Annotated in this window: 15 protein-coding genes; 5 read left to right on the top strand and 10 right to left on the bottom strand. The window is 59.6% G+C overall.

Annotation, left to right across the window (positions count from 1 at the left end):
* Positions 1-180: 180 nt before the first annotated feature.
* A complete protein-coding gene (gene mocA / locus ACTG2T_RS19855) occupies positions 181-828 on the bottom strand; it encodes a molybdenum cofactor cytidylyltransferase (RefSeq protein ID WP_330124186.1) in 648 nt (215 codons plus the stop codon).
* Position 829: 1 nt separating this feature from the next.
* Here mocA and yqeC point away from each other — a divergent pair, with 1 nt between their 5' ends.
* Positions 830-1,678: a selenium cofactor biosynthesis protein YqeC gene (yqeC, locus tag ACTG2T_RS19850; protein ID WP_330124185.1), complete on the top strand. Its 849-nt coding sequence runs from the start codon at positions 830-832 to the stop codon at positions 1,676-1,678.
* A gap of 27 nt (positions 1,679-1,705) precedes the next feature.
* Positions 1,706-3,298 (top strand): selenium-dependent molybdenum cofactor biosynthesis protein YqeB, encoded by a 1,593-nt coding sequence (gene yqeB, locus ACTG2T_RS19845; RefSeq protein ID WP_330124184.1) that lies wholly within the window; start codon positions 1,706-1,708, stop codon positions 3,296-3,298.
* A 103-nt stretch (positions 3,299-3,401) separates the two neighbouring features.
* Here yqeB and ACTG2T_RS19840 read toward each other — a convergent pair whose 3' ends face one another.
* The 7 genes from ACTG2T_RS19840 to ygeW all read right to left on the bottom strand — a co-directional run bounded on the left by ACTG2T_RS19840 (position 3,402) and on the right by ygeW (position 12,141).
* The gene (locus ACTG2T_RS19840; RefSeq protein WP_330124183.1) at positions 3,402-4,487 is read right to left on the bottom strand and encodes a calcium/sodium antiporter; all 1,086 of its coding nucleotides are present in this window, start codon (positions 4,485-4,487) and stop codon (positions 3,402-3,404) included.
* A 160-nt stretch (positions 4,488-4,647) separates the two neighbouring features.
* A complete protein-coding gene (locus ACTG2T_RS19835; protein ID WP_330124182.1) occupies positions 4,648-5,571 on the bottom strand; it encodes a DMT family transporter in 924 nt (307 codons plus the stop codon).
* Between the two features lie 171 nt (positions 5,572-5,742).
* Positions 5,743-6,675: a carbamate kinase gene (gene arcC, locus ACTG2T_RS19830; protein WP_236341660.1), complete on the bottom strand. Its 933-nt coding sequence runs from the start codon at positions 6,673-6,675 to the stop codon at positions 5,743-5,745.
* A 59-nt stretch (positions 6,676-6,734) separates the two neighbouring features.
* Entirely contained in the window at positions 6,735-8,153 is a 1,419-nt protein-coding gene (gene hydA / locus ACTG2T_RS19825) for a dihydropyrimidinase (protein WP_330124181.1), read from the bottom strand.
* A gap of 105 nt (positions 8,154-8,258) precedes the next feature.
* Positions 8,259-9,476 carry a YgeY family selenium metabolism-linked hydrolase gene (locus ACTG2T_RS19820; RefSeq protein WP_330124180.1) on the bottom strand — a complete coding sequence of 406 codons (1,218 nt, stop codon included), beginning with the start codon at positions 9,474-9,476 and terminating at the stop codon, positions 8,259-8,261.
* 139 nt (positions 9,477-9,615) lie between these two features.
* The gene (gene dpaL, locus ACTG2T_RS19815; protein WP_330124179.1) at positions 9,616-10,815 is read right to left on the bottom strand and encodes a diaminopropionate ammonia-lyase; all 1,200 of its coding nucleotides are present in this window, start codon (positions 10,813-10,815) and stop codon (positions 9,616-9,618) included.
* Between the two features lie 138 nt (positions 10,816-10,953).
* The gene (gene ygeW / locus ACTG2T_RS19810; protein ID WP_005336811.1) at positions 10,954-12,141 is read right to left on the bottom strand and encodes a knotted carbamoyltransferase YgeW; all 1,188 of its coding nucleotides are present in this window, start codon (positions 12,139-12,141) and stop codon (positions 10,954-10,956) included.
* A gap of 605 nt (positions 12,142-12,746) precedes the next feature.
* Here ygeW and ACTG2T_RS19805 point away from each other — a divergent pair.
* Entirely contained in the window at positions 12,747-13,340 is a 594-nt protein-coding gene (locus ACTG2T_RS19805; RefSeq protein ID WP_330124178.1) for a hypothetical protein, read from the top strand.
* Positions 13,341-13,381: 41 nt separating this feature from the next.
* Here ACTG2T_RS19805 and ACTG2T_RS19800 read toward each other — a convergent pair whose 3' ends face one another.
* Positions 13,382-14,386, bottom strand: coding sequence for a Wadjet anti-phage system protein JetD domain-containing protein (locus ACTG2T_RS19800; protein WP_330124364.1), 1,005 nt, complete (start codon positions 14,384-14,386; stop codon positions 13,382-13,384).
* A 212-nt stretch (positions 14,387-14,598) separates the two neighbouring features.
* Between ACTG2T_RS19800 and ACTG2T_RS19795 the strand changes: the two genes are divergently transcribed.
* Together ACTG2T_RS19795 and ACTG2T_RS19790 are read left to right on the top strand one after the other, a co-directional pair.
* Complete coding sequence (locus ACTG2T_RS19795) at positions 14,599-15,840, top strand: esterase/lipase family protein (protein WP_330124177.1); 1,242 nt, start codon at positions 14,599-14,601, stop codon at positions 15,838-15,840.
* 479 nt (positions 15,841-16,319) lie between these two features.
* Entirely contained in the window at positions 16,320-16,523 is a 204-nt protein-coding gene (locus ACTG2T_RS19790; protein ID WP_005352285.1) for a hypothetical protein, read from the top strand.
* Between the two features lie 79 nt (positions 16,524-16,602).
* On the opposite strand, the gene ACTG2T_RS19785 is transcribed toward ACTG2T_RS19790, so the two are convergent.
* Complete coding sequence (locus ACTG2T_RS19785; protein WP_330124176.1) at positions 16,603-17,433, bottom strand: hypothetical protein; 831 nt, start codon at positions 17,431-17,433, stop codon at positions 16,603-16,605.
* Between the last annotated feature and the right edge of the window lie 29 nt (positions 17,434-17,462).

Here is a 17,462-nt window from a genome sequence, read left to right as displayed (position 1 = left end):
AGACAGCTCCAATTAATGAGGATATTTTGCGATGCCACCATTATGGGTATTGCGAGTAGTTATCAATCACTCTGGAATTTACTTAATGAGCAGTTCAAAAAGAACTCACCCTATCAGATTAAGTGCGATAAATATCACTTTGATACGCCATTTATCTCCCCGTTATTTTTTTAAACTGGGTTATTTCGTGGGCTCGTTCTCATTTTCAAGAATGCCACCCAGCAGCGCCTGATAGCGCTCCGGGGTATCCACATCAAACAGGATGGCGGGGCTGTCGACGGGCACCATACGGTGCGGATGCCCTTGCAACCAGCGCCGTACCGACGACTGCACCGGGGCCGCAGCCAGCTCGCGGGCAAGGGATTTTGGCAGCAACACCGGATGGCCCGCCTCCCCCAGCCAGGTGGGAAAGAGTGTCTCACAGCCCCGTGCCTGCCAGAGCTGTTGATAGACATCGCGCGGGATACAGGGGAGATCCCCGTGGCTGATAAAGAGGTAGTCAGCGTCACTGGCCGCCAGGGCGCAGCGGATGGAGCTGCCCAGCCCCTGCCGATAGTCGGGGTTGTGGACGACAACAATATCCGGCCGCTCAAGGTAGCGTTCTTGAAGCTCCTCGCCACGATGGCCCACCACCAGAATAACGCGCTGACAAAAAGCCAGGGCATTTTTGAGACTTGCATCAAGCATTGTCCCCTGGCAATAAGGTAGCATCATTTTCCAGGTACCCATTCGGGAAGATAAACCCGCCGCCGTTATTATACAGTCACACTGCACTTGTTCCTGGCAACGTTGTTTTCCACTCCCTTCGAGATTTATTTTGGTCGTCATTATGTCGCTACCACACGTTGTTGCTGTCGCATTTCCAGATATAGAACCGCTATTAAACTCGCTCACCCAAAATATTGATAGCCATACCACCTTAATTAGCCTCTGCGGCGCCGGCGGAAAAACCAGCACCCTGTTCTGGCTGGCGGAATATTTTTATCAACAGGGTAAAAGGGTGCTAATTACCACCACCACCCGGATGTTTCTGCCTGCCCCGTCACACTATCGGGAATTGATTATCGAGACGGATCCCGTTCGTCAACTTACCCGCTGTCAGGCGCTACCGGATGGCCCGGCGCTGGTTGCCCTGTTCAGCCATCTCGACGAGCGCACCGGAAAGGTGGCGGGCCCCACGCCCCAGCAGATTGATCTCATCAAGGGGCAGCAGCGCTTCGATCTCATCCTGGTCGAGGCGGATGGCGCCCATCACAAGTTATTGAAAGTGCCCGCTTTGCACGAACCTTGCATTCCCCAGAGCAGTGATTGGGTAATCGCCCTGACAGGCGGCGCCATGGTGGGGGCCAAGGCCGACCCGCAGCAGATCCACCGCTGGGCAGAGCTTCAGGCCCTGTGCGGGATAGAGGCCGGTGACCCGCTCGACTGGGCCCTGTTTCACCAGCTGCTCTGCCACCCCGAGGGGCTGTTCAAGGGCACCCCGGCCAGGGCGCGCCGGATCTGGTTTATCAATGGGGATTATCAAAATGAGGCGTCGTGGCTCGATGAATTGATAAAGCTGCATAGCCGCCACCCCGAGATCCATGCCATCTGGCAGGGGGCGGTTCGCGAGCCACAGCCCATTCGCCTCGCACTCGGTTACTTCGCTCAGGATGAGGCACAGCCGCCTCGCCCATGATGGTTTAAGGATAAGAAGAGGTACCTTATGAATCTTTTTGCACACGCAGCCCGACTGGAACAGGAGAACACGCCGTTTGCAATTGCCCAGATCATCGAGAGCCGTGGCTCCACCCCCCGCCATCAGGCCCAGATGCTGGTGATGGCCGATGGCCGGATCCTCGGCACCATCGGCGGCGGCATGATCGAGCGGCTGGTGATCGAAGAAGCCGTGGCGGCCATTGCCGAGCGCAAGCCGCGCATCTTCCACGGCCGGATGGCCCGCAACGGCGAACATGCGGTCGGGTCGGACTGTGGCGGCGCCATGTCGGTCTATATCGATGTCTATGGCCTGCGGCCACGGCTGGTGCTCATTGGTGCCGGTCACGTCAACCGGGCGCTGGCCCATGCCGCCGCGCCACTGGGTTTTGATATCCATGTGGGCGACTGTTTTGAAGGAAGCCTCAACCCCGATCACTTCCCCGTGGGTACCCATCTCAAACAGGCCGATACCATCAGCGCGGTGATCGAGGCGCTAGCCATCGAGCCCACCAACTTCGTCATCATCGCCACCAACCATCAGGACAAGGAGGCGCTGGAGCGGCTCATCAATCGCCCCCTCGCCTATCTGGGGCTGCTCGCCAGCAAGCGCAAGGTACAGACCTTCACCCAGGCGCTGCGCCAGCAAGGGGTGAGCCAGGAACAACTGCAGCGGCTGCACGCCCCCATCGGCTACAACATAGGTGCCGAGACCCCCGAGGAGATCGCCATCAGCATCCTCGCCGAGCTGCTGCAGGTGAAAAACGGCAAATCGGGTGGGCTGATGCAGGATGACGTGCGCCTTAAGCGGGATCAACTGGTGGTGATGCGCGGCTCCGGCGATATCGCTACTGGCGTGGCGCTGCGCCTGCACAATGCCGGTTTCAAGGTGGTGATGCTGGATCTCGACAAACCCACGGTGATCCGCCGCACCGTCGCCTTCGCGCAAGGGATGTTTGATGGTGAAACCAGCGTCGAGGGTGTGCGCGCCAAGCGGGTTGAGAGCGTCGAGCAGGCGTTCGAGCAGCTGGATCGGGGCATCATTCCGCTGCTGGTTGACCCCGACTGCGCCACCCTCACCGAGCTCAAGCCCCGCTATCTGGTGGATGCCATCCTCGCCAAGCAGAACCTCGGCACCCACAAGGAGATGGCCCCCATCACGGTCGCCCTCGGCCCGGGCTTTGAGGCGGGACGCGACTGCGATGCGGTGATCGAAACCAACCGCGGTCACCATCTGGGGCGGGTCATCTATCAGGGCCCCGCCCAGCCCAATACCGGCATTCCCGGGGTGATCGAGGGGCACTCCGCCCGCCGGGTGGTACGCGCCCCCGTCCCCGGAGTGATGAAGAGCATTATCAAGCTCGGTGATCTGGTGCAGGAGGGGGATGTGATTGCCCATGTAGGGGATGCCCCCATTATCGCGCCGCTCTCTGGCATGGTGCGGGGGCTGCTCAGCGATGGCATCGAGGTGCCAGTAGGCTTCAAGATTGGTGATATCGACCCGCGCGGCGAGCGCGCCGATGCCACCACGGTATCGGACAAGGCACGCGCCATCGGCGGCGCCGTATTGGAAGCCATAATGCATCTGGCCCAGCGCCGATAACGGCTCTTCGCGTTCCCCTCACCAAGCAAAAGCCCCACCATGATGGTGGGGCTTTTTTCGGCCTGTCGGTTGATGCAGCTCCTTTACATCAGGAGAACCTGCATCACGACCGGGTTCGTTGCAATCGCCAGGCTCGCACCGCCAGCACAACCAGAGTGATGGCGGTGAGCGGCAGCACAAAACCGGTTAGCGCTGCGCTGAACTGACCTTGCAGCGGACTGGATGTGGCGTGGAGGATCAGCCAGCTGCTGTAGCCGATGTAGTAGGCCAGAAACAGCGCCCCTTCCCAGCGGGCGATGGTGTAACCGGTAAAGAAGATGGGCAGGCAGGCGAGCGCCACCGCAATCATCACCGGAATATCGAATTGCAGGGCGGTAGCCGACACCTCTAGCCCTCCCGGCGTCACCATGGAGGTGAGTCCCAGCACGCAGAGGATGTTGAAGATATTGCTGCCGACCACGTTGCCCACCGCGATATCCCGCTCCCCGCGCAGGGCGGCGACGATGGAGGTCACCACCTCCGGCAGTGAGGTGCCGACCGCCACTATGGTGAGACCGATCACCAGATCGCTCACCCCGAAGTAGTGGGCAATCTCCACCGCGCTGCTGACCAGCAAACGGGAACCCAGGATCAACATCCCCAATCCCGCCACGATAAAGAGCAGATTGCGGGGCAAGCTGTGGGGCGTCTCGGGCTCCTTCTGGCCAAACTCCTGCTCATATTCCGCCTGTACCGCCTTGGTTTCACGGCGACTCTGGACAAACAGAAACACGGTATAGGCGACGACACCGGCAAACAGCAGCGCCCCTTCGAAGGCTGAGATCCGGCCATCCCAACCAAACAGCAGCACCAGCACTGAAATGGCGATCATCAACGGCACATCGAAACGCACCAGCTGCTGCGAAACTACCAACGGCACAATCAAGGCCGAGACGCCGAGAATAAACAGCACGTTGAAGATATTGCTGCCGACCACGTTACCCACCGCGATACCCGCCTGTCCCTCAAGGCCAGACTGAATGCTCACCGCCAGTTCAGGGGCACTGGTCCCAAAAGCTACTATGGTCAATCCCACCACCAGCGGGGAGATACCCATCATGGTGGCGAGGCGCGATGCGCCCCGCACCAGATATTCAGCCCCCACCACCAGACACACCAGGCCCATGGCCAACCACATCAGCGTCATCATACGGTTTCATCCTTGCCGTTACGTTTGTTGAAATAAACACAATAAATCAAATACCTGCGCGTCAACGCAGCTATGTAGCGCCATTGTAACGAGGGGCAGGTTCCCTGTCGCGAGCTCTTTTGAGTGCCGTTTATCGTGCCACTGGCAGCCCAGCCACTACTCAACCGTGCTTGATACGGGTCTCCCCCGCCACCGACACCACAGAGCGCTTGCCCTTGCGGCTGATGACGAGAAGCGCCAGCACGATAAGGGCGATGCCGCTCCCCTCCACCGGCCCCGGATTTTCGCCGAGCAGCCACCAGGAGAGCAGCACGCCGGTCACCGGCACCGCCAGAGTGCTGAGGCTGGCAATCCCAGCTGGCAGTTTTTTCAGCACGAAGAGCCAGAGACTCCAGGCGATGGCGGTGGCGAAGATGGCACTATAGGCCAGCGCCCCCATCACATAGGGCTGCCAGTCGATGGGGCGCTCCGGCACCAGCGCCGCCACCACGGCCATCACCAGGGTGGCGTAGATCATCTGCCAGGTGGTGAGGGACATCAAATCCACCGAAGGGTGGCGGGCATACATCCGCTTGGCGATGATGGCGCTGATCCCCCAACAGATGCCGGAGAGGATTGCCAAGAGGGCACTCTTGAGGGATTCAAGATGCAGCAACCAGGGCTGGATCACCAGCAGCAACCCGCAGGCCGCCACCCCGACCGCCAGATAGTGCAGCTTGCGCATCCGCTCGCCGAGAAAGAGCGCCGCGAAGATCACCACCCAGAACGGCATGGTGTAGCTCAGAATAGCCACCTTGCCCGCCCCGCCGCTGATCAGGGCCCACTGGGCCAACCCCACCATGCCGCAGGTCTGGAACAGGGCGATGGCCAGGGTATAGCGAAACGGAGTGGGTTTGAGATAACGGCGCCCGCGCAGGGCCAATACCAGCAACAACACCAGGGATCCGCACAGGCAGCGCAGGGCGGTGAACTCGAAGGCCCCCGCGTAGAGCATCACCTGCTTCATCACGATCCAGCTGTAACTCCAGATGGCGGTGAGCAGGATCAATCCCACCAGCGCCGCCATATTGATCTTTCCGCTCATTTTTTTGTTACTCACCTCTTGTCACTCATTGCACCGGGTCTGCTCTCGGCGTCTTGCCCGCGCTTGAAGGCGGCCATCTTACGCCGCTCATCCTCCGCTGACCATGACTGCCCCAAAATGAACAAGGGGGCCGACGGCCCCCGCGATCACACTCAGTCCGAGCTGGAACGCCTAGCGGCTGATAAGGGTTCCCGTCTTGCCGGCAATGCCATCGGCTGCCTTTTCCAGCAAGGTGATCAGGGATTTTCGCCCCGGCAGGGATGTGGCAAACGAGAGCGCAGCCTCCACCTTGGGCAGCATGGAGCCCTTGGCAAACTGTCCCTGTGCAATAAAGCTGTTGGCATCGGCCACGCTCAGAGTATCGAGCCACTGCACATCGGGCTTGCCGAAGTTGATGGCGACCTTCTCTACCGCGGTGAGGATGATCAGCATGTCGGCGTCGATAAGCTCCGCCAGCTTGGCACTGGCCCAATCCTTGTCGATCACCGCGCTGGCTCCGCGCAGGTGATTACCCTCGCGCAGTACCGGAATGCCGCCGCCACCGACGGTTATCACCACCTGACCGGCGGCCAGCATGGCAGAGACGGTCTCTTTCTCGATGATATCGACGGGTTTGGGGGATGCGACCACCCGGCGATAGCCACGGCCGGCATCCTCTTTGAGCCGCTCGCCCTTGGCCATCAGCGCCTCGGCCTCCTCCTTGCTGAAGAAACCGCCGATGGGCTTGCTCGGATCGAGGAAGGCGGGATCGTTTTTATCCACCTCAACCTGGGTCACCAGGGTGGCGACCGGCTTGTGGATGCCGCGTTCAAGCAGGGCTTCACGCAGGGCATTTTGCAAGTCATAACCGATGTAGCCCTGACTCAGGGCCACGCAGACCGACATGGGCAGATGGGGGGATTTTGGCTCGTGGCGGGCCGCCACCTCGAACGCCTGCTGGATCATCCCAACCTGCGGCCCGTTGCCGTGGGTGACCACCACCTCGTGCCCCTGGGCGATCAGGTCGGCGATGGTGTGCGCCGTGCTCTGCACCGCCTTCATCTGCTCGGGCAGGTTGTTGCCCAGAGCGTTGCCCCCCAGGGCCAGTACGATACGCTGTTTCATCTTGTGCTCTCCGATGATAAGGGTGGGCCGGCGTCATACCGGCTCGGTTGTTCTGTCTATCACTGTGCTAATTGCTGTTCTCGGGCCGCTTCGCCCAGCAGCGGATCAAAGGGTGCCCTGGCCAGAAAGCGGCCATGACCACGCCGCCCCAGAAACTCGCCGTCGCGAGCGACTATCTCGCCGCGACTGAGGGTCATCCTGATCTGGCCGGGGCAGCGCATCCCCTCGTAGGGGCTGTAGTCACCGTTGTCATGCAGCGCGGCATGGCGGATCAGGGTCTCGCCACAGGGATCCATCAGCACCAGATCGGCATCAGCCCCCGGTTGCAAGTTGCCCTTGCGCGGCCAGAGGCCAAACAGGCGCGCCGGGTTGGCGCTGGTGAGGGCCACGAAGCGGGACGGCGAGATGCGCCCGCCCAATACCCCGTGGGCAAACAGCAGCAGCATCCGGTTCTCGACGCCCGGCAAGCCGTTAGGGCAGCGGCTGAAATCGCTGCCCGAGAGGGTCATGCGCTGGGCGTGGGAGAAGTTGCAGTGATCGGTCGCCACCGTGTCGATGTCGCCCGCAGCGATACCGACCCACAGCTTGTCCTGCTCGCGGCGTGAGCGCAGCGGCGGGCTCAGCAGATAGTCGACTCCGTTCTCCCGGTAGTAGCAGGAATCATCCAAAAGCAGATATTGCGGGCAAGTCTCCACCCAGACTGGCTGACCCTGACGGCGCGCCAGTTTCAGATACTCCAGCCCCAGTCCGTTTGAGAGGTGGACGATATAGAGCGGTGCATTGCCAGCGAGCCCCGCCAGATTAATCATCCGGGCGATAGCCTCCGCCTCGCACTCCAGCGGGCGGCTTTGCGGGTGATACCAGGGCTCATGATGGCCGGCGGCCAATAAGGCCGCCCGGCGCGCCGCGATGGCGGCATCATTCTCGGGATGGACGGTGGCGAGCGCCCCCACCTCCTTGAGGCGGGCCAGGGCGCGCAGCACGTCATGGTCCCCCAGCTTGTACTGGTAGGTGAGATAGAGCTTGAAGCTGCTGATCCCCTCCTCCTGCACCATGGCGGCCATCTCATTAAGGATGGCGTCATCCACATGCTGGATCACGCCATGAAAGCTGTAATCGACCACCGCCTGTGTGGCGGCATAGTCGTGATAGCGGGCCAGCTGGTGATGCAGATTGCACCCCGCCGGGCCAAATCCCATGTGGTCGATGATGGTGGTTGTGCCACCACAGGCGGCGGCTCGGGTACCGCTGAAAAAGTCATCGCAACTGCGGGCAATGCCGACATCGATGTTGAAGTGGGTATGGACGTCGATGCCGCCCGGCATCACGTAGCAGCCGCTGGCATCGATCACGTCGGTCTCGCCATCGGGCTGGATAGCGGCGGCGCGCGCGCGGATCACCCCGTTATCAATCAGCAGATCCTGACGATATTCCCCCTGCGCATCGACCAGCACACCGTTTTTGATCAGCCGTTTCATTCCCACCACCTCGAACATCACTTCAAACAGCAAAGCCCCGCCTCAATGGAGACGGGGCACTTGCAACAGCCGGACAGCGATGGCAGCCACCACCCGGCAGACCCCTTACTTGTCCAGCTCGGCCAGATAGAGCATGGGGATCACGGCGTACATGGCGGCGCACTTGACCAGATGCTCTTTCCAGGTCTTCTCGTTCGGGGCGTGGGCCTCCGGCTCTTTACCCGGGCCAAAACCGATGACCGGAATACCGTGGCGACCCATGATGGAGACCCCGTTGGTCGAGAAGGTCCACTTGTCCACCACCGGCTCCTTGTTGAACAGCTCGCGATAAGCCTTGGAGAGTGTTTTTACGGTGATGTGATCCTCTTCCACCTTCCAGGTCGGGAAGTAGCACTCGGTCGGGTAGACCAGACCGGTGTAAGCCGGACGATCGTACTGGTACATGGAGACCTCGGCACCGGCGGCTTTTACCGCTGGCAGAGCGCGGATCTCGTCGAGCGCCCCTTGCCAGGTTTCGCCCCAGGTGAGGCGGCGGTCGATAGAGACGGCGCAGCTGTCCGCCACGGCACAGCGACTCGGCGAAGTGAAGAAGATCTCGGAGACGGTCAGGGTCCCCTTGCCGAGGAAGTCGTCGTTGCCGAGGTTGTGGCTCAGCTCCTGCAATTCGCCAAGGATGGGGCCCATCTTGAAGATGGCGTTGTCACCGCGCTCCGGTGCGGAGCCGTGGCAGCTGACCCCCTGCACATCGATGCGGATCTCCATGCGGCCACGCTGGCCACGGTAGATCTGGCAGTCGGTGGGTTCGGTACTGACCACGAACTCGGGGCGGATCTTGCTCTGCTCGATGATGTACTGCCAGCAGAGGCCATCGCAGTCCTCCTCCTGTACGGTACCGGTCACCAACAGGGTGTACTGATCTTCCAGTCCCAGATCCTTGATGATCTTGCCCGCATAGACCATGGAGGCCATGCCCCCTTCCTGATCGGAGGCGCCGCGACCACCGATGATCTCGTGATCTTCCATCCCCTCATAGGGGTCAAACTTCCAGTTGGCCATGTTGCCGACGCCCACGGTATCGATATGGGCATCCATGGCGATCAGGTGCGGGCCGTGGCCAATATAGCCCAGCACGTTGCCCATGGGGTCGATCTCGACCTTGTCAAAGCCAACCGTCTCCATCTCCTGCTTGATGCGCAGCACGACGCGCTCTTCATCGCAGCTCTCGCTCGGGATGGCGATCATGTCGCGCAGGAACTGACTCATCTCGGCCTTGTACTGGTAGGCCTTCTCCAACACCATTTCAAACGGAATTTGCTTGCTCATTGTGATTCTCCATAACAACTGAGAGTGCGCGGCCTGTTCATCGGCAGCGCCCTGTGCCCGTTACCGCGCCCCGTTGGCGAGGCGCGATCAATGCTTCAATTCGTGTCTCTGCTCTCGCAGGGATTACTCACAGCCGGGGTTAATCGCAGGCAGGATGTTTGCCTTCCCACACCACTTCCCGGTAGTGGGTCACATCGGTGTCCCCTTCGGTGTTGATGATCAGCACCACGGAGTCGCGACTTAGCCCGAGACGTTCCATCAGCGCCGCGCGATCCGGGTGGTGACGCACTGCCGCCAGCACGCCGGTACCGACCGAGCCGGATTCGCCGGAGATGATGCGCGGATCATTGCCAAGGGGGTTACCCAGCACCCGCATGCCCAGCGCCGACACTTTGTCGTGGCAGGAGATGAACTGGGTGGTGCAGCTTCTGAGCAGAGGCCAGCCGAGCGGATTGGGTTCACCGCAGGCGAGACCCGCCATGATGGTGCGCATGTCGCCGCCTACGTTGACCATCTCCCCCGCCACGCCGGAGCGGTAGATGCAGTCGGCCTGATCCGGCTCGACGACTATGCTGTGCAGGTTGTTCGCCCCGAAGCAGTCCACCAGATAACCGAGCACGCCGCCCGCCAGCGCTCCGACCCCGGCTTGCAGCAGCACGTGGGTGGGCTGCTTGATGCCCATGGCCTGCATCTGCTCGACCGCTTCGTCGGCCAGAGTGGAGTAACCCTGCATGATCCAGGTCGGGATCTTGGTGTAACCCTCCCAGGCGGTGTCCTGCACTATGTGCCAACCGCGCTCTTCCGCCATCTTCATGGTCAGGCGCACGGTGTCGTCATAGTTCATGTCGGTGACGATGCACTCGGCACCGAGGTTGAGGATATGGTCAACCCGCTCCTGGGCGGAGCCCTTGGGCATGTAGACCACCGCATGCTGACCCACCTGTTTGGCGGCCCAGGCAACGCCGCGACCGTGGTTGCCATCTGTGGTGGTGGCGAAGGTCATCGGCTCCTTGATGGTGCGTTTGATGAGATCGAATGAGAAATCCTCGATGGCAACCCCGTATTTTTCACAGAGCAGGTTGGCGATGGCATAAACGCCACCCAGCATCTTGAAGGCATTGAGGCCAAAGCGCTTTGACTCGTCCTTGACCAATATATTTTTCACCCCGATATAGGCGGCCAGATCTTTCAGGTCGCACAATGGGGTCGGCTCATAACCGGCCAGTTTTTTATGAAAAGCGCGAGCCTTTTGTGCTTCGGCGCGAGAAAACAGCGGTGATGGCTCGGCGGTAAAAAAGCGGTTATCGGCAATATCCATCTTCAGCGAAAATTGGGACATGCTTACCTCACTAGGCGTTACCTGACAAAGAGCTGCCTCGCCGGGAGATCCGTTATTCAGATACCACGGGGAGAAAACTCAAAATAATGGATTCGACAGTGTGGGCAGGATGAATATTCACCCCGCCCCTGCTGCTATTTATTTCACCCGCTTTTGCGCCTCTTTAATCAGATTTTCCAGGGTTTCTGCCGGGGCGGAGAATTTACGGGCCATGATCATGGCGGCGATAATATAGGGCTTCCAGCTTGCCTCTTTATAAGTGGCAATACGGTATTTCTCGAATACCCCTTCGGTCACTTCGCCCTCTTTGCAGGAGACACCGGAAATATCGGCCGGCAGGCAGTGCATATAGAGCGCTTCGCCACCCTTGGTAAGCTTCATCATCTCCTCGGTGCAGTGCCAATCCTTGTGCTTGGCGTTCTGCTCAAGACAATGTTTCTCCAGCTCCTTGAGGCCAGCGTGGTCATTGGCACGCAGCAACTCGGTGCGCTGCTCCATCACCTTGTAGGGGGCCCAGGACTTGGGATAGACGATATCTGCATCCTTGAACGCCTCTTCCATGGAGGTGACCTGACGGAAGCTGCCGCCGGAGGCCTTGGCATTCTCTTTGGCCACTTCGATCACGTCCGGGATCAGGTCATACCCTTCCGGGTGGGCCAGGGTCACGTCCATACCGAAACGGGTCATCAGGCCGATGATGCCCTGCGGCACGGAGAGCGGCTTGCCGTAGCTGGGGGAGTAAGCCCAAGTCATGGCAATCTTCTTGCCCTTGAGGCTCTCCAGGCTGCCGAAGTGCTCCTGCAACCAGGCGAGATCAGCCATTGACTGTGTCGGGTGATCAATGTCGCACTGCAGGTTGACCAGCGCCGGACGCTGGGGGAGCACCCCCTTCTCGAACCCTTCATCCAGTGCCGCACCCACTTCGCGCATATAGGCGTTACCGGCACCGAGGAACATGTCGTCACGGATGCCGATGGCATCGGCGCAGAAGGAGATCATGTTGGCGGTTTCACGGACGGTTTCGCCATGGGCGATCTGGGATTTGCCCTCATCCAGATCCTGCTGGGCCAGACCGAGCAGGTTCAGCGCAGAGGCGTAAGAGAAGCGGGTTCGGGTGGAGTTATCGCGGAAAACCGAGATACCGAGCCCGCTGTTAAACAGTTTGGTGCAGATATTTTCGGCGCGCAGGGTCTTGAGGGATTCGGCCAGTTTCAATACCAGCTCCAGCTCCTGAGGGGTTTGCTCCCAGGTCAGCAGAAAATCTTTTTCATGCAGGTTGGATTTGAGTGCTCTGATCTCTTTGATTAATTCGTTAACTGCTTTCATCGTTCGCCCCAATCATTGGATGAGATATGGATAGCTCCCCTTTCACTCACGATGTCACCAGCATCCCGGTTGTGGGTGAGCGCGTCGGTTAGCGTCGATATGAGGCAATCAATAACCGTGCCAAACCAATAAAATGCAGGAAGATATTAATAAATGGCGAAAGTGTGTGATGCCACCCACAAAATCAGCGGCTATTTAAGCGGTTTATTCAATAAAAAGGTGAGCGGATCAGCCAAGCCATAAAATAGCCGAGTGATAATAATCAGAGGTGATATCTCGGCATCGGTGAGAATTATCATCAAAGGTCAGTTTCAAGGGCTGAAATGATATCAGCGGGGCTGTCGTTATCATTATGATAATGCCCGCAACACCTTTTCTCTTGGAATGAACTCTCCAGCGTTTACACTGCTGCTATCTCGCCTCCCCTGCACTCCCGTATCACCTCTCGCCTTATCTTCCGGCCACATCGCTGGGCGCGGTTGGCCCAAGGTGCTAACGTGAATACGCCAGCTGCGCATCTGTCTCGGATGCTCAGGAGAGGCCGACGTTCACTGCCGCAACTGCGCGGATGAACCTGCATGACTTACATCTTTGAGGGATTATCTATGTCCAGGAATGCTGCTCTGCTCATCACCCTGACCCTGCTCGGTATCGCCCCTGCCCACGCCATCAGCGCCAAATATGCCGAGCAACTGGAGCGCTCCGGCTGCACCCAGGTCACCGAGGCGCAGGGCTGTGACATTCACAAAACCAAAGCGGAAAATGCCAAGGCGGGATTTGGCACGGCCGCCCCAGCCGCGGAGGGCGGTCTGAATCTGAGCTATGAGCAGAAGCTGGAGCGCTCGGGCTGCACTCAGGTGAGCGAGCTCAATGGCTGCGATATCAACAAAACCAAGGCTGAGAACGCGGCTGCCGGTGTTGGCAATGCTCCGGCAGCGGCAACCAGCGACAGCCCCTATGCGGGCAACTGGATCGCCACCTTCCCCCAAACCGGCGCCACCGTGGCTAATATCCGCATCGATAGCAAGGATCAGGTGTGGGTTAACGACAAGAAGGTCAATGCCAAGAAATCCGATGGCGCGCTGGTGTTCAAGGATGGCATGGTCATCTACACCATTCAGGGGGATCGCCGCATCAAGGGTGAAGATGGCTGGGTCGATAATGATGCCGGCACCAAGGGGCCCATCAACGCCAAGTAAACAGCTGACCACGAAATGACGGGGAGCACGGGCTCCCCGTTTCACACCTGATTGCCCATCTCTTCCAATGACCAGCTCCGCCAGTGAGGGGCCAGAATCAATACCTCCTGTTCCAGCCAAGTCCCGTCTGTGATCAGTTTCTCAAGCCAGGGAACGCCTGCCGGCGTGCCATGATCATCGACCTGATCAGCCTGCTTCGTCACACGCCAGGGCACCTTGCCACTGTCCGTCGCAAAGGTGCGTACCGGACGGGCATAGTGATCCAGATAAGGTTGCAGCTCACAGGGAAGCCAGAGCATGACCGGTCGAGTTAGCTCACGTGCCAACTCGACGGCAATATCGATACCCCGTTGATCGAGATCGCCGAAATGGGCCCACTGCACGCCCGCAGGCAGCAGCGGGATTAGCTGTTTGGCCAGGGTGGTATTGCGACCGGGGGCAAAGAGCAGCAGTTGCCCGGGTTGCAGCGGGTAATCGACAAAGGCCCCCTTGTTCTCCACCGTAATGACCCGCTCCCCTTGCCAGCCGATGGCAGCCAGCGTGCCCAGAGTCCGCTCCGGCAACGCCAATTCCCCCAGCAGCGCCATCATTGCCGTCATATCGTGCTGCTGACCCTGCTGATCGACCAGTGAGAGCGGTTCGAGGGTACGGATGCGGATCACCTCATCCTGCGTGAGCGACAATTCCGCAAGCTGTGGCGCGGCAAGGGATGCTGACCGCGAATGCTTGCTATCCCCATGCCAGAGGGCATAAAAGCAGGCCTGATTGAGCCGTGCAGGCAAACTCACTCCCATTCGTTGCAGCTGCTCACCCTTGTCCTGTTCGGGGAGCTCTGCCCGTGCCAGTTGTCCGGTCAGATAAGTCCGCCCCGCTTCGGTCAATATATGACGGGAACTGCGCCCAACTGACTCGACTCCGCCCACCGCCTGCAACAACTCCTTCAACTCGCGGCCATGCCGACTCTCAAGGGAGCAGCCCTTTCCGTTCTGGCTATCGAACAACCGTGCACACAAATTCTGTACCCGCACCTCATCAAACAGCGACATCATCACCTCTCCATGTGGCTTCATATGACGAAGTAGAGGTGATTTTCCCTGTCATTACCGTGACCTGCTTCGCAAGCGGTTCTTATCAGCCCCGCCATGCATGGCCCGTTACTGGTAAACCCGCCACAAAGGGCGCAAGCTGGTTTGATATAGAGATACGCTGCGCTCTTCGCGGCACGACAACGAGACACCCGCTTTCACAAGGGCTTGCCATGACCGACGCCACAGACCCATCGCCATCCTCTTCCTGGCATCTTTCGGATATCCGCGAGCTGGCGCACCTGCTTAACCTGGCGCTACCCGCCGCGGTAGAGATCACCGAAGCGGTACATCAGGCGGTACTGAGCGGTATGGGGCTCAAGGGACGGGATGAGGGAAAAACAGCCGGGATCACCGGGCTGGTCTACAAGGGGGTACATGGCGCCGCCAACACCCTGGGCAGCGGCATCAACCAACTGCTCAGCCGCCTGCCAGCCACACCGCCGCCCCACCAGATCCCCGAAACCCCGAAACGCGCGGCCCTGATCGCCACGCTCAACGGCGTGTTGGGGGACAAGCTGGTCGAACACCACAATGCTCTCGCCACCCCCATGACTCTGCGCTATCAGGGCAAGCCCCTCGATTGGCAGGCGATGCCAAAGGATCTACCCCGCGAGGGACGGGTGCTGCTGATGATCCATGGCCTCTGCATGAACGATCTGCAGTGGCAGACCGAGCATCAAGGCAAACCGGTCAATCACGGGGAGCAACTTGCCGCCGCGCTTGGCTATCAGCCTCTTTACCTGCGCTACAACTCGGGCTTACCCATTGCACAAAACGGACAGGCGCTGGCCCTGCTGCTGGAGCAGTTGCTCGCCCACTGGCCGGGAGAGCTCAAAGAGATAACGATAATGGGCTACAGCATGGGGGGACTGGTTGCCCGCAGCGCCTGCCACCATGCCGACGTGGCCGGGCTCACCTGGCCTGCGCACCTTGCCAACCTGATCTTTCTCGGCACACCACACCACGGCGCGCCGCTCGAACATGCCGGTCACTGGCTGGAGCAGTTGCTGCCCACCACTGCCTACAGCGAGCCCTTCGTCAGACTGGCGCGGCTGCGCAGTGCTGGCATCAAGGATCTGCGCCACGGCAAGGTGATCGAGACGCTCGCCCAACCCGACCTTGCCGCGCCCTTGCGCGATCCCCGCGTCCCACTCCCCTTGCCCTGCAGCGTCAACTGCTATGCCATCGCCGCGACCACTGCCACCAAGCGCAGCCTGCTGGCCGACCGGCTGATTGGCGATGGACTGGTGCCCCTTCGTAGCGCCCTCGGTCAGCACAACGAAGCGCGCCATCTGCTGGCTTTTCTTCCTGCCCATACCCTGATTGTCTATCGCACCAGTCATATGGCCCTGCTCGCCAGCCCGCAAGTGGGCCAGCAACTGCTCCGCTGGCTCAGCCCCTTGCAGTTATAGCGAGCTGGCTATTAAAGCAACAGAGTGCTGGTTCACAAAGGAGCCCTGTGGCACTCTGGGACGTCAAAGGGAAGACCCACACTGACACCTCATGTGTCCCCACTGCAAAGGAGCGCCACCGATGGCCAAAGCAAGCAAGAAAGAGATCAAGAAGAAGATCGCCGCTCGTCTTGAGAAAATTGCCAAGCATGAAGGCAAGATCAAGAAGCTGAAGAAGGCCCTGAAGTAGGGCCCATCGCATAAGAAAAACCGCCAGCTGGCGGTTTTTTCATCCCTTTTTGCCCCTCTCCCATCGCTTTTGATACCGATGGACTTGATGTAAACGCCTCAAGCGCACCTCAGCAGAACAACCCGACTGAAGCCACGCACGTTCTCATCGCTGATATTTGGTCTAACAGCGCCAATCGGGCGCCGCGCGCGCCCATGCCAGCAACTACCTTCAACGGAGTGTTTGATATGAGCCAGCAGTGGAGCGCCATATGTACTCTTACACCCTCACCTTCAAGGAAGATGTCGATCGCCTGACTGCCCCCGAGCAAGAGATCACCTTGCAGAGCCCCGCTCAGGCGGGGGATTTTATTATCCTCTCCGACGGCAGCCGCCATCAGGTGATGTTTGTCACCCACCGCGCCCACTACAGCAGCCTCTATCTCGATAAAGGGGTCAGGGTGCCGCAAAGCTAGCGCAGCTCATCCCTCAGTTCGCGAAAGCAGAAGAGCGGCACCTGGCCGCTCCTTGATCTCTCTTTATATGGATTTGCTGTCACAGCACCTTGATCACCGGTTGGTGCACTATCTCGACGTCGTCTTTATAGACCACCAGCTCACCCGGTGGCACTCCTCGCTCACCCAATACGGTGACAACGCACTCGTAGCGATAGGGGCCGCTCGTGAACAGATAGGTATGATTGCCCCCCGTCCCCTCCACCCTGACGGTGCCATTTTTTAGCACCAGATCCGGCTTGTCGGCGAGCGTCTTGCCCTTGGCCCAGGAGGCGTAGCGATAGTGGCCATCATCCAACTCGTCGATGCGGATGGTAAATTTCTCGGTCTGCCACATCAGCTCGGGGCTCTTGTACTCCCGCACACTGGGATGCAGACCGCTCTTCTCCCTGGCGATAAGCTCGGCTTTCAATTTGGCTGCCTGCGCCGTCTGATGATTGATACCGATCACCTTGCCATCAAAATCCATCCAGACCTCGCCACTGCCCAGCATGATGCCGCGCCAGCCCATGGTCTGCCAATCCTGCCCGACCCGGGAGGTAGCGATGCTTTTTAATATGGCGTCATCAAATACCTCGCCAAATCGGTTCATCATCTCCGCCGGGGTTTCGATGGCGGGAATGGGATACTCCTGCTTGAAGGGGTACTTCATCTGGTTGGCAAGGGCCTGATGATCCCGGGCTTCTGCCGCATCGACCAACTGCTGCACAAAGGGGCGATATTCGGCCGGCAGCTGCTCTTCATCGGCTGATACGGGGAGTGCGGCCCACAATGTTCCCAGCAACAGCAGGGCCTTCAGCCCATAACGTCCCCGCACCTCATTGCTATTGCGGCCAAACAGTGCCCTGACATTCCATCTTGCCACTTTCATTCTGCCTGCTCTCCACATAACTAAAACGG

The organism is Aeromonas sp. 75A (assembly GCF_051919425.1).
GTDB lineage: Bacteria > Pseudomonadota > Gammaproteobacteria > Enterobacterales > Aeromonadaceae > Aeromonas > Aeromonas veronii.
This window is presented reverse-complemented; position numbering and strand designations above follow the sequence as displayed.

Excerpts from the sequence above, each read along its gene's own strand:
- mocA (WP_330124186.1), bottom strand. The coding sequence starts at position 828 with ATGACGACCAAAATAAATCTCGAAGGGAGTGGAAAACAACGTTGCCAG.
- yqeC (WP_330124185.1), top strand. The coding sequence starts at position 830 with ATGTCGCTACCACACGTTGTTGCTGTCGCATTTCCAGATATAGAACCG.
- yqeB (WP_330124184.1), top strand. The coding sequence starts at position 1,706 with ATGAATCTTTTTGCACACGCAGCCCGACTGGAACAGGAGAACACGCCG.
- ACTG2T_RS19840 (WP_330124183.1), bottom strand. The coding sequence starts at position 4,487 with ATGATGACGCTGATGTGGTTGGCCATGGGCCTGGTGTGTCTGGTGGTG.
- ACTG2T_RS19835 (WP_330124182.1), bottom strand. The coding sequence starts at position 5,571 with ATGAGCGGAAAGATCAATATGGCGGCGCTGGTGGGATTGATCCTGCTC.
- arcC (WP_236341660.1), bottom strand. The coding sequence starts at position 6,675 with ATGAAACAGCGTATCGTACTGGCCCTGGGGGGCAACGCTCTGGGCAAC.
- hydA (WP_330124181.1), bottom strand. The coding sequence starts at position 8,153 with ATGAAACGGCTGATCAAAAACGGTGTGCTGGTCGATGCGCAGGGGGAA.
- ACTG2T_RS19820 (WP_330124180.1), bottom strand. The coding sequence starts at position 9,476 with ATGAGCAAGCAAATTCCGTTTGAAATGGTGTTGGAGAAGGCCTACCAG.
- dpaL (WP_330124179.1), bottom strand. The coding sequence starts at position 10,815 with ATGTCCCAATTTTCGCTGAAGATGGATATTGCCGATAACCGCTTTTTT.
- ygeW (WP_005336811.1), bottom strand. The coding sequence starts at position 12,141 with ATGAAAGCAGTTAACGAATTAATCAAAGAGATCAGAGCACTCAAATCC.
- ACTG2T_RS19805 (WP_330124178.1), top strand. The coding sequence starts at position 12,747 with ATGTCCAGGAATGCTGCTCTGCTCATCACCCTGACCCTGCTCGGTATC.
- ACTG2T_RS19800 (WP_330124364.1), bottom strand. The coding sequence starts at position 14,386 with ATGTCGCTGTTTGATGAGGTGCGGGTACAGAATTTGTGTGCACGGTTG.
- ACTG2T_RS19795 (WP_330124177.1), top strand. The coding sequence starts at position 14,599 with ATGACCGACGCCACAGACCCATCGCCATCCTCTTCCTGGCATCTTTCG.
- ACTG2T_RS19790 (WP_005352285.1), top strand. The coding sequence starts at position 16,320 with ATGTACTCTTACACCCTCACCTTCAAGGAAGATGTCGATCGCCTGACT.
- ACTG2T_RS19785 (WP_330124176.1), bottom strand. The coding sequence starts at position 17,433 with ATGAAAGTGGCAAGATGGAATGTCAGGGCACTGTTTGGCCGCAATAGC.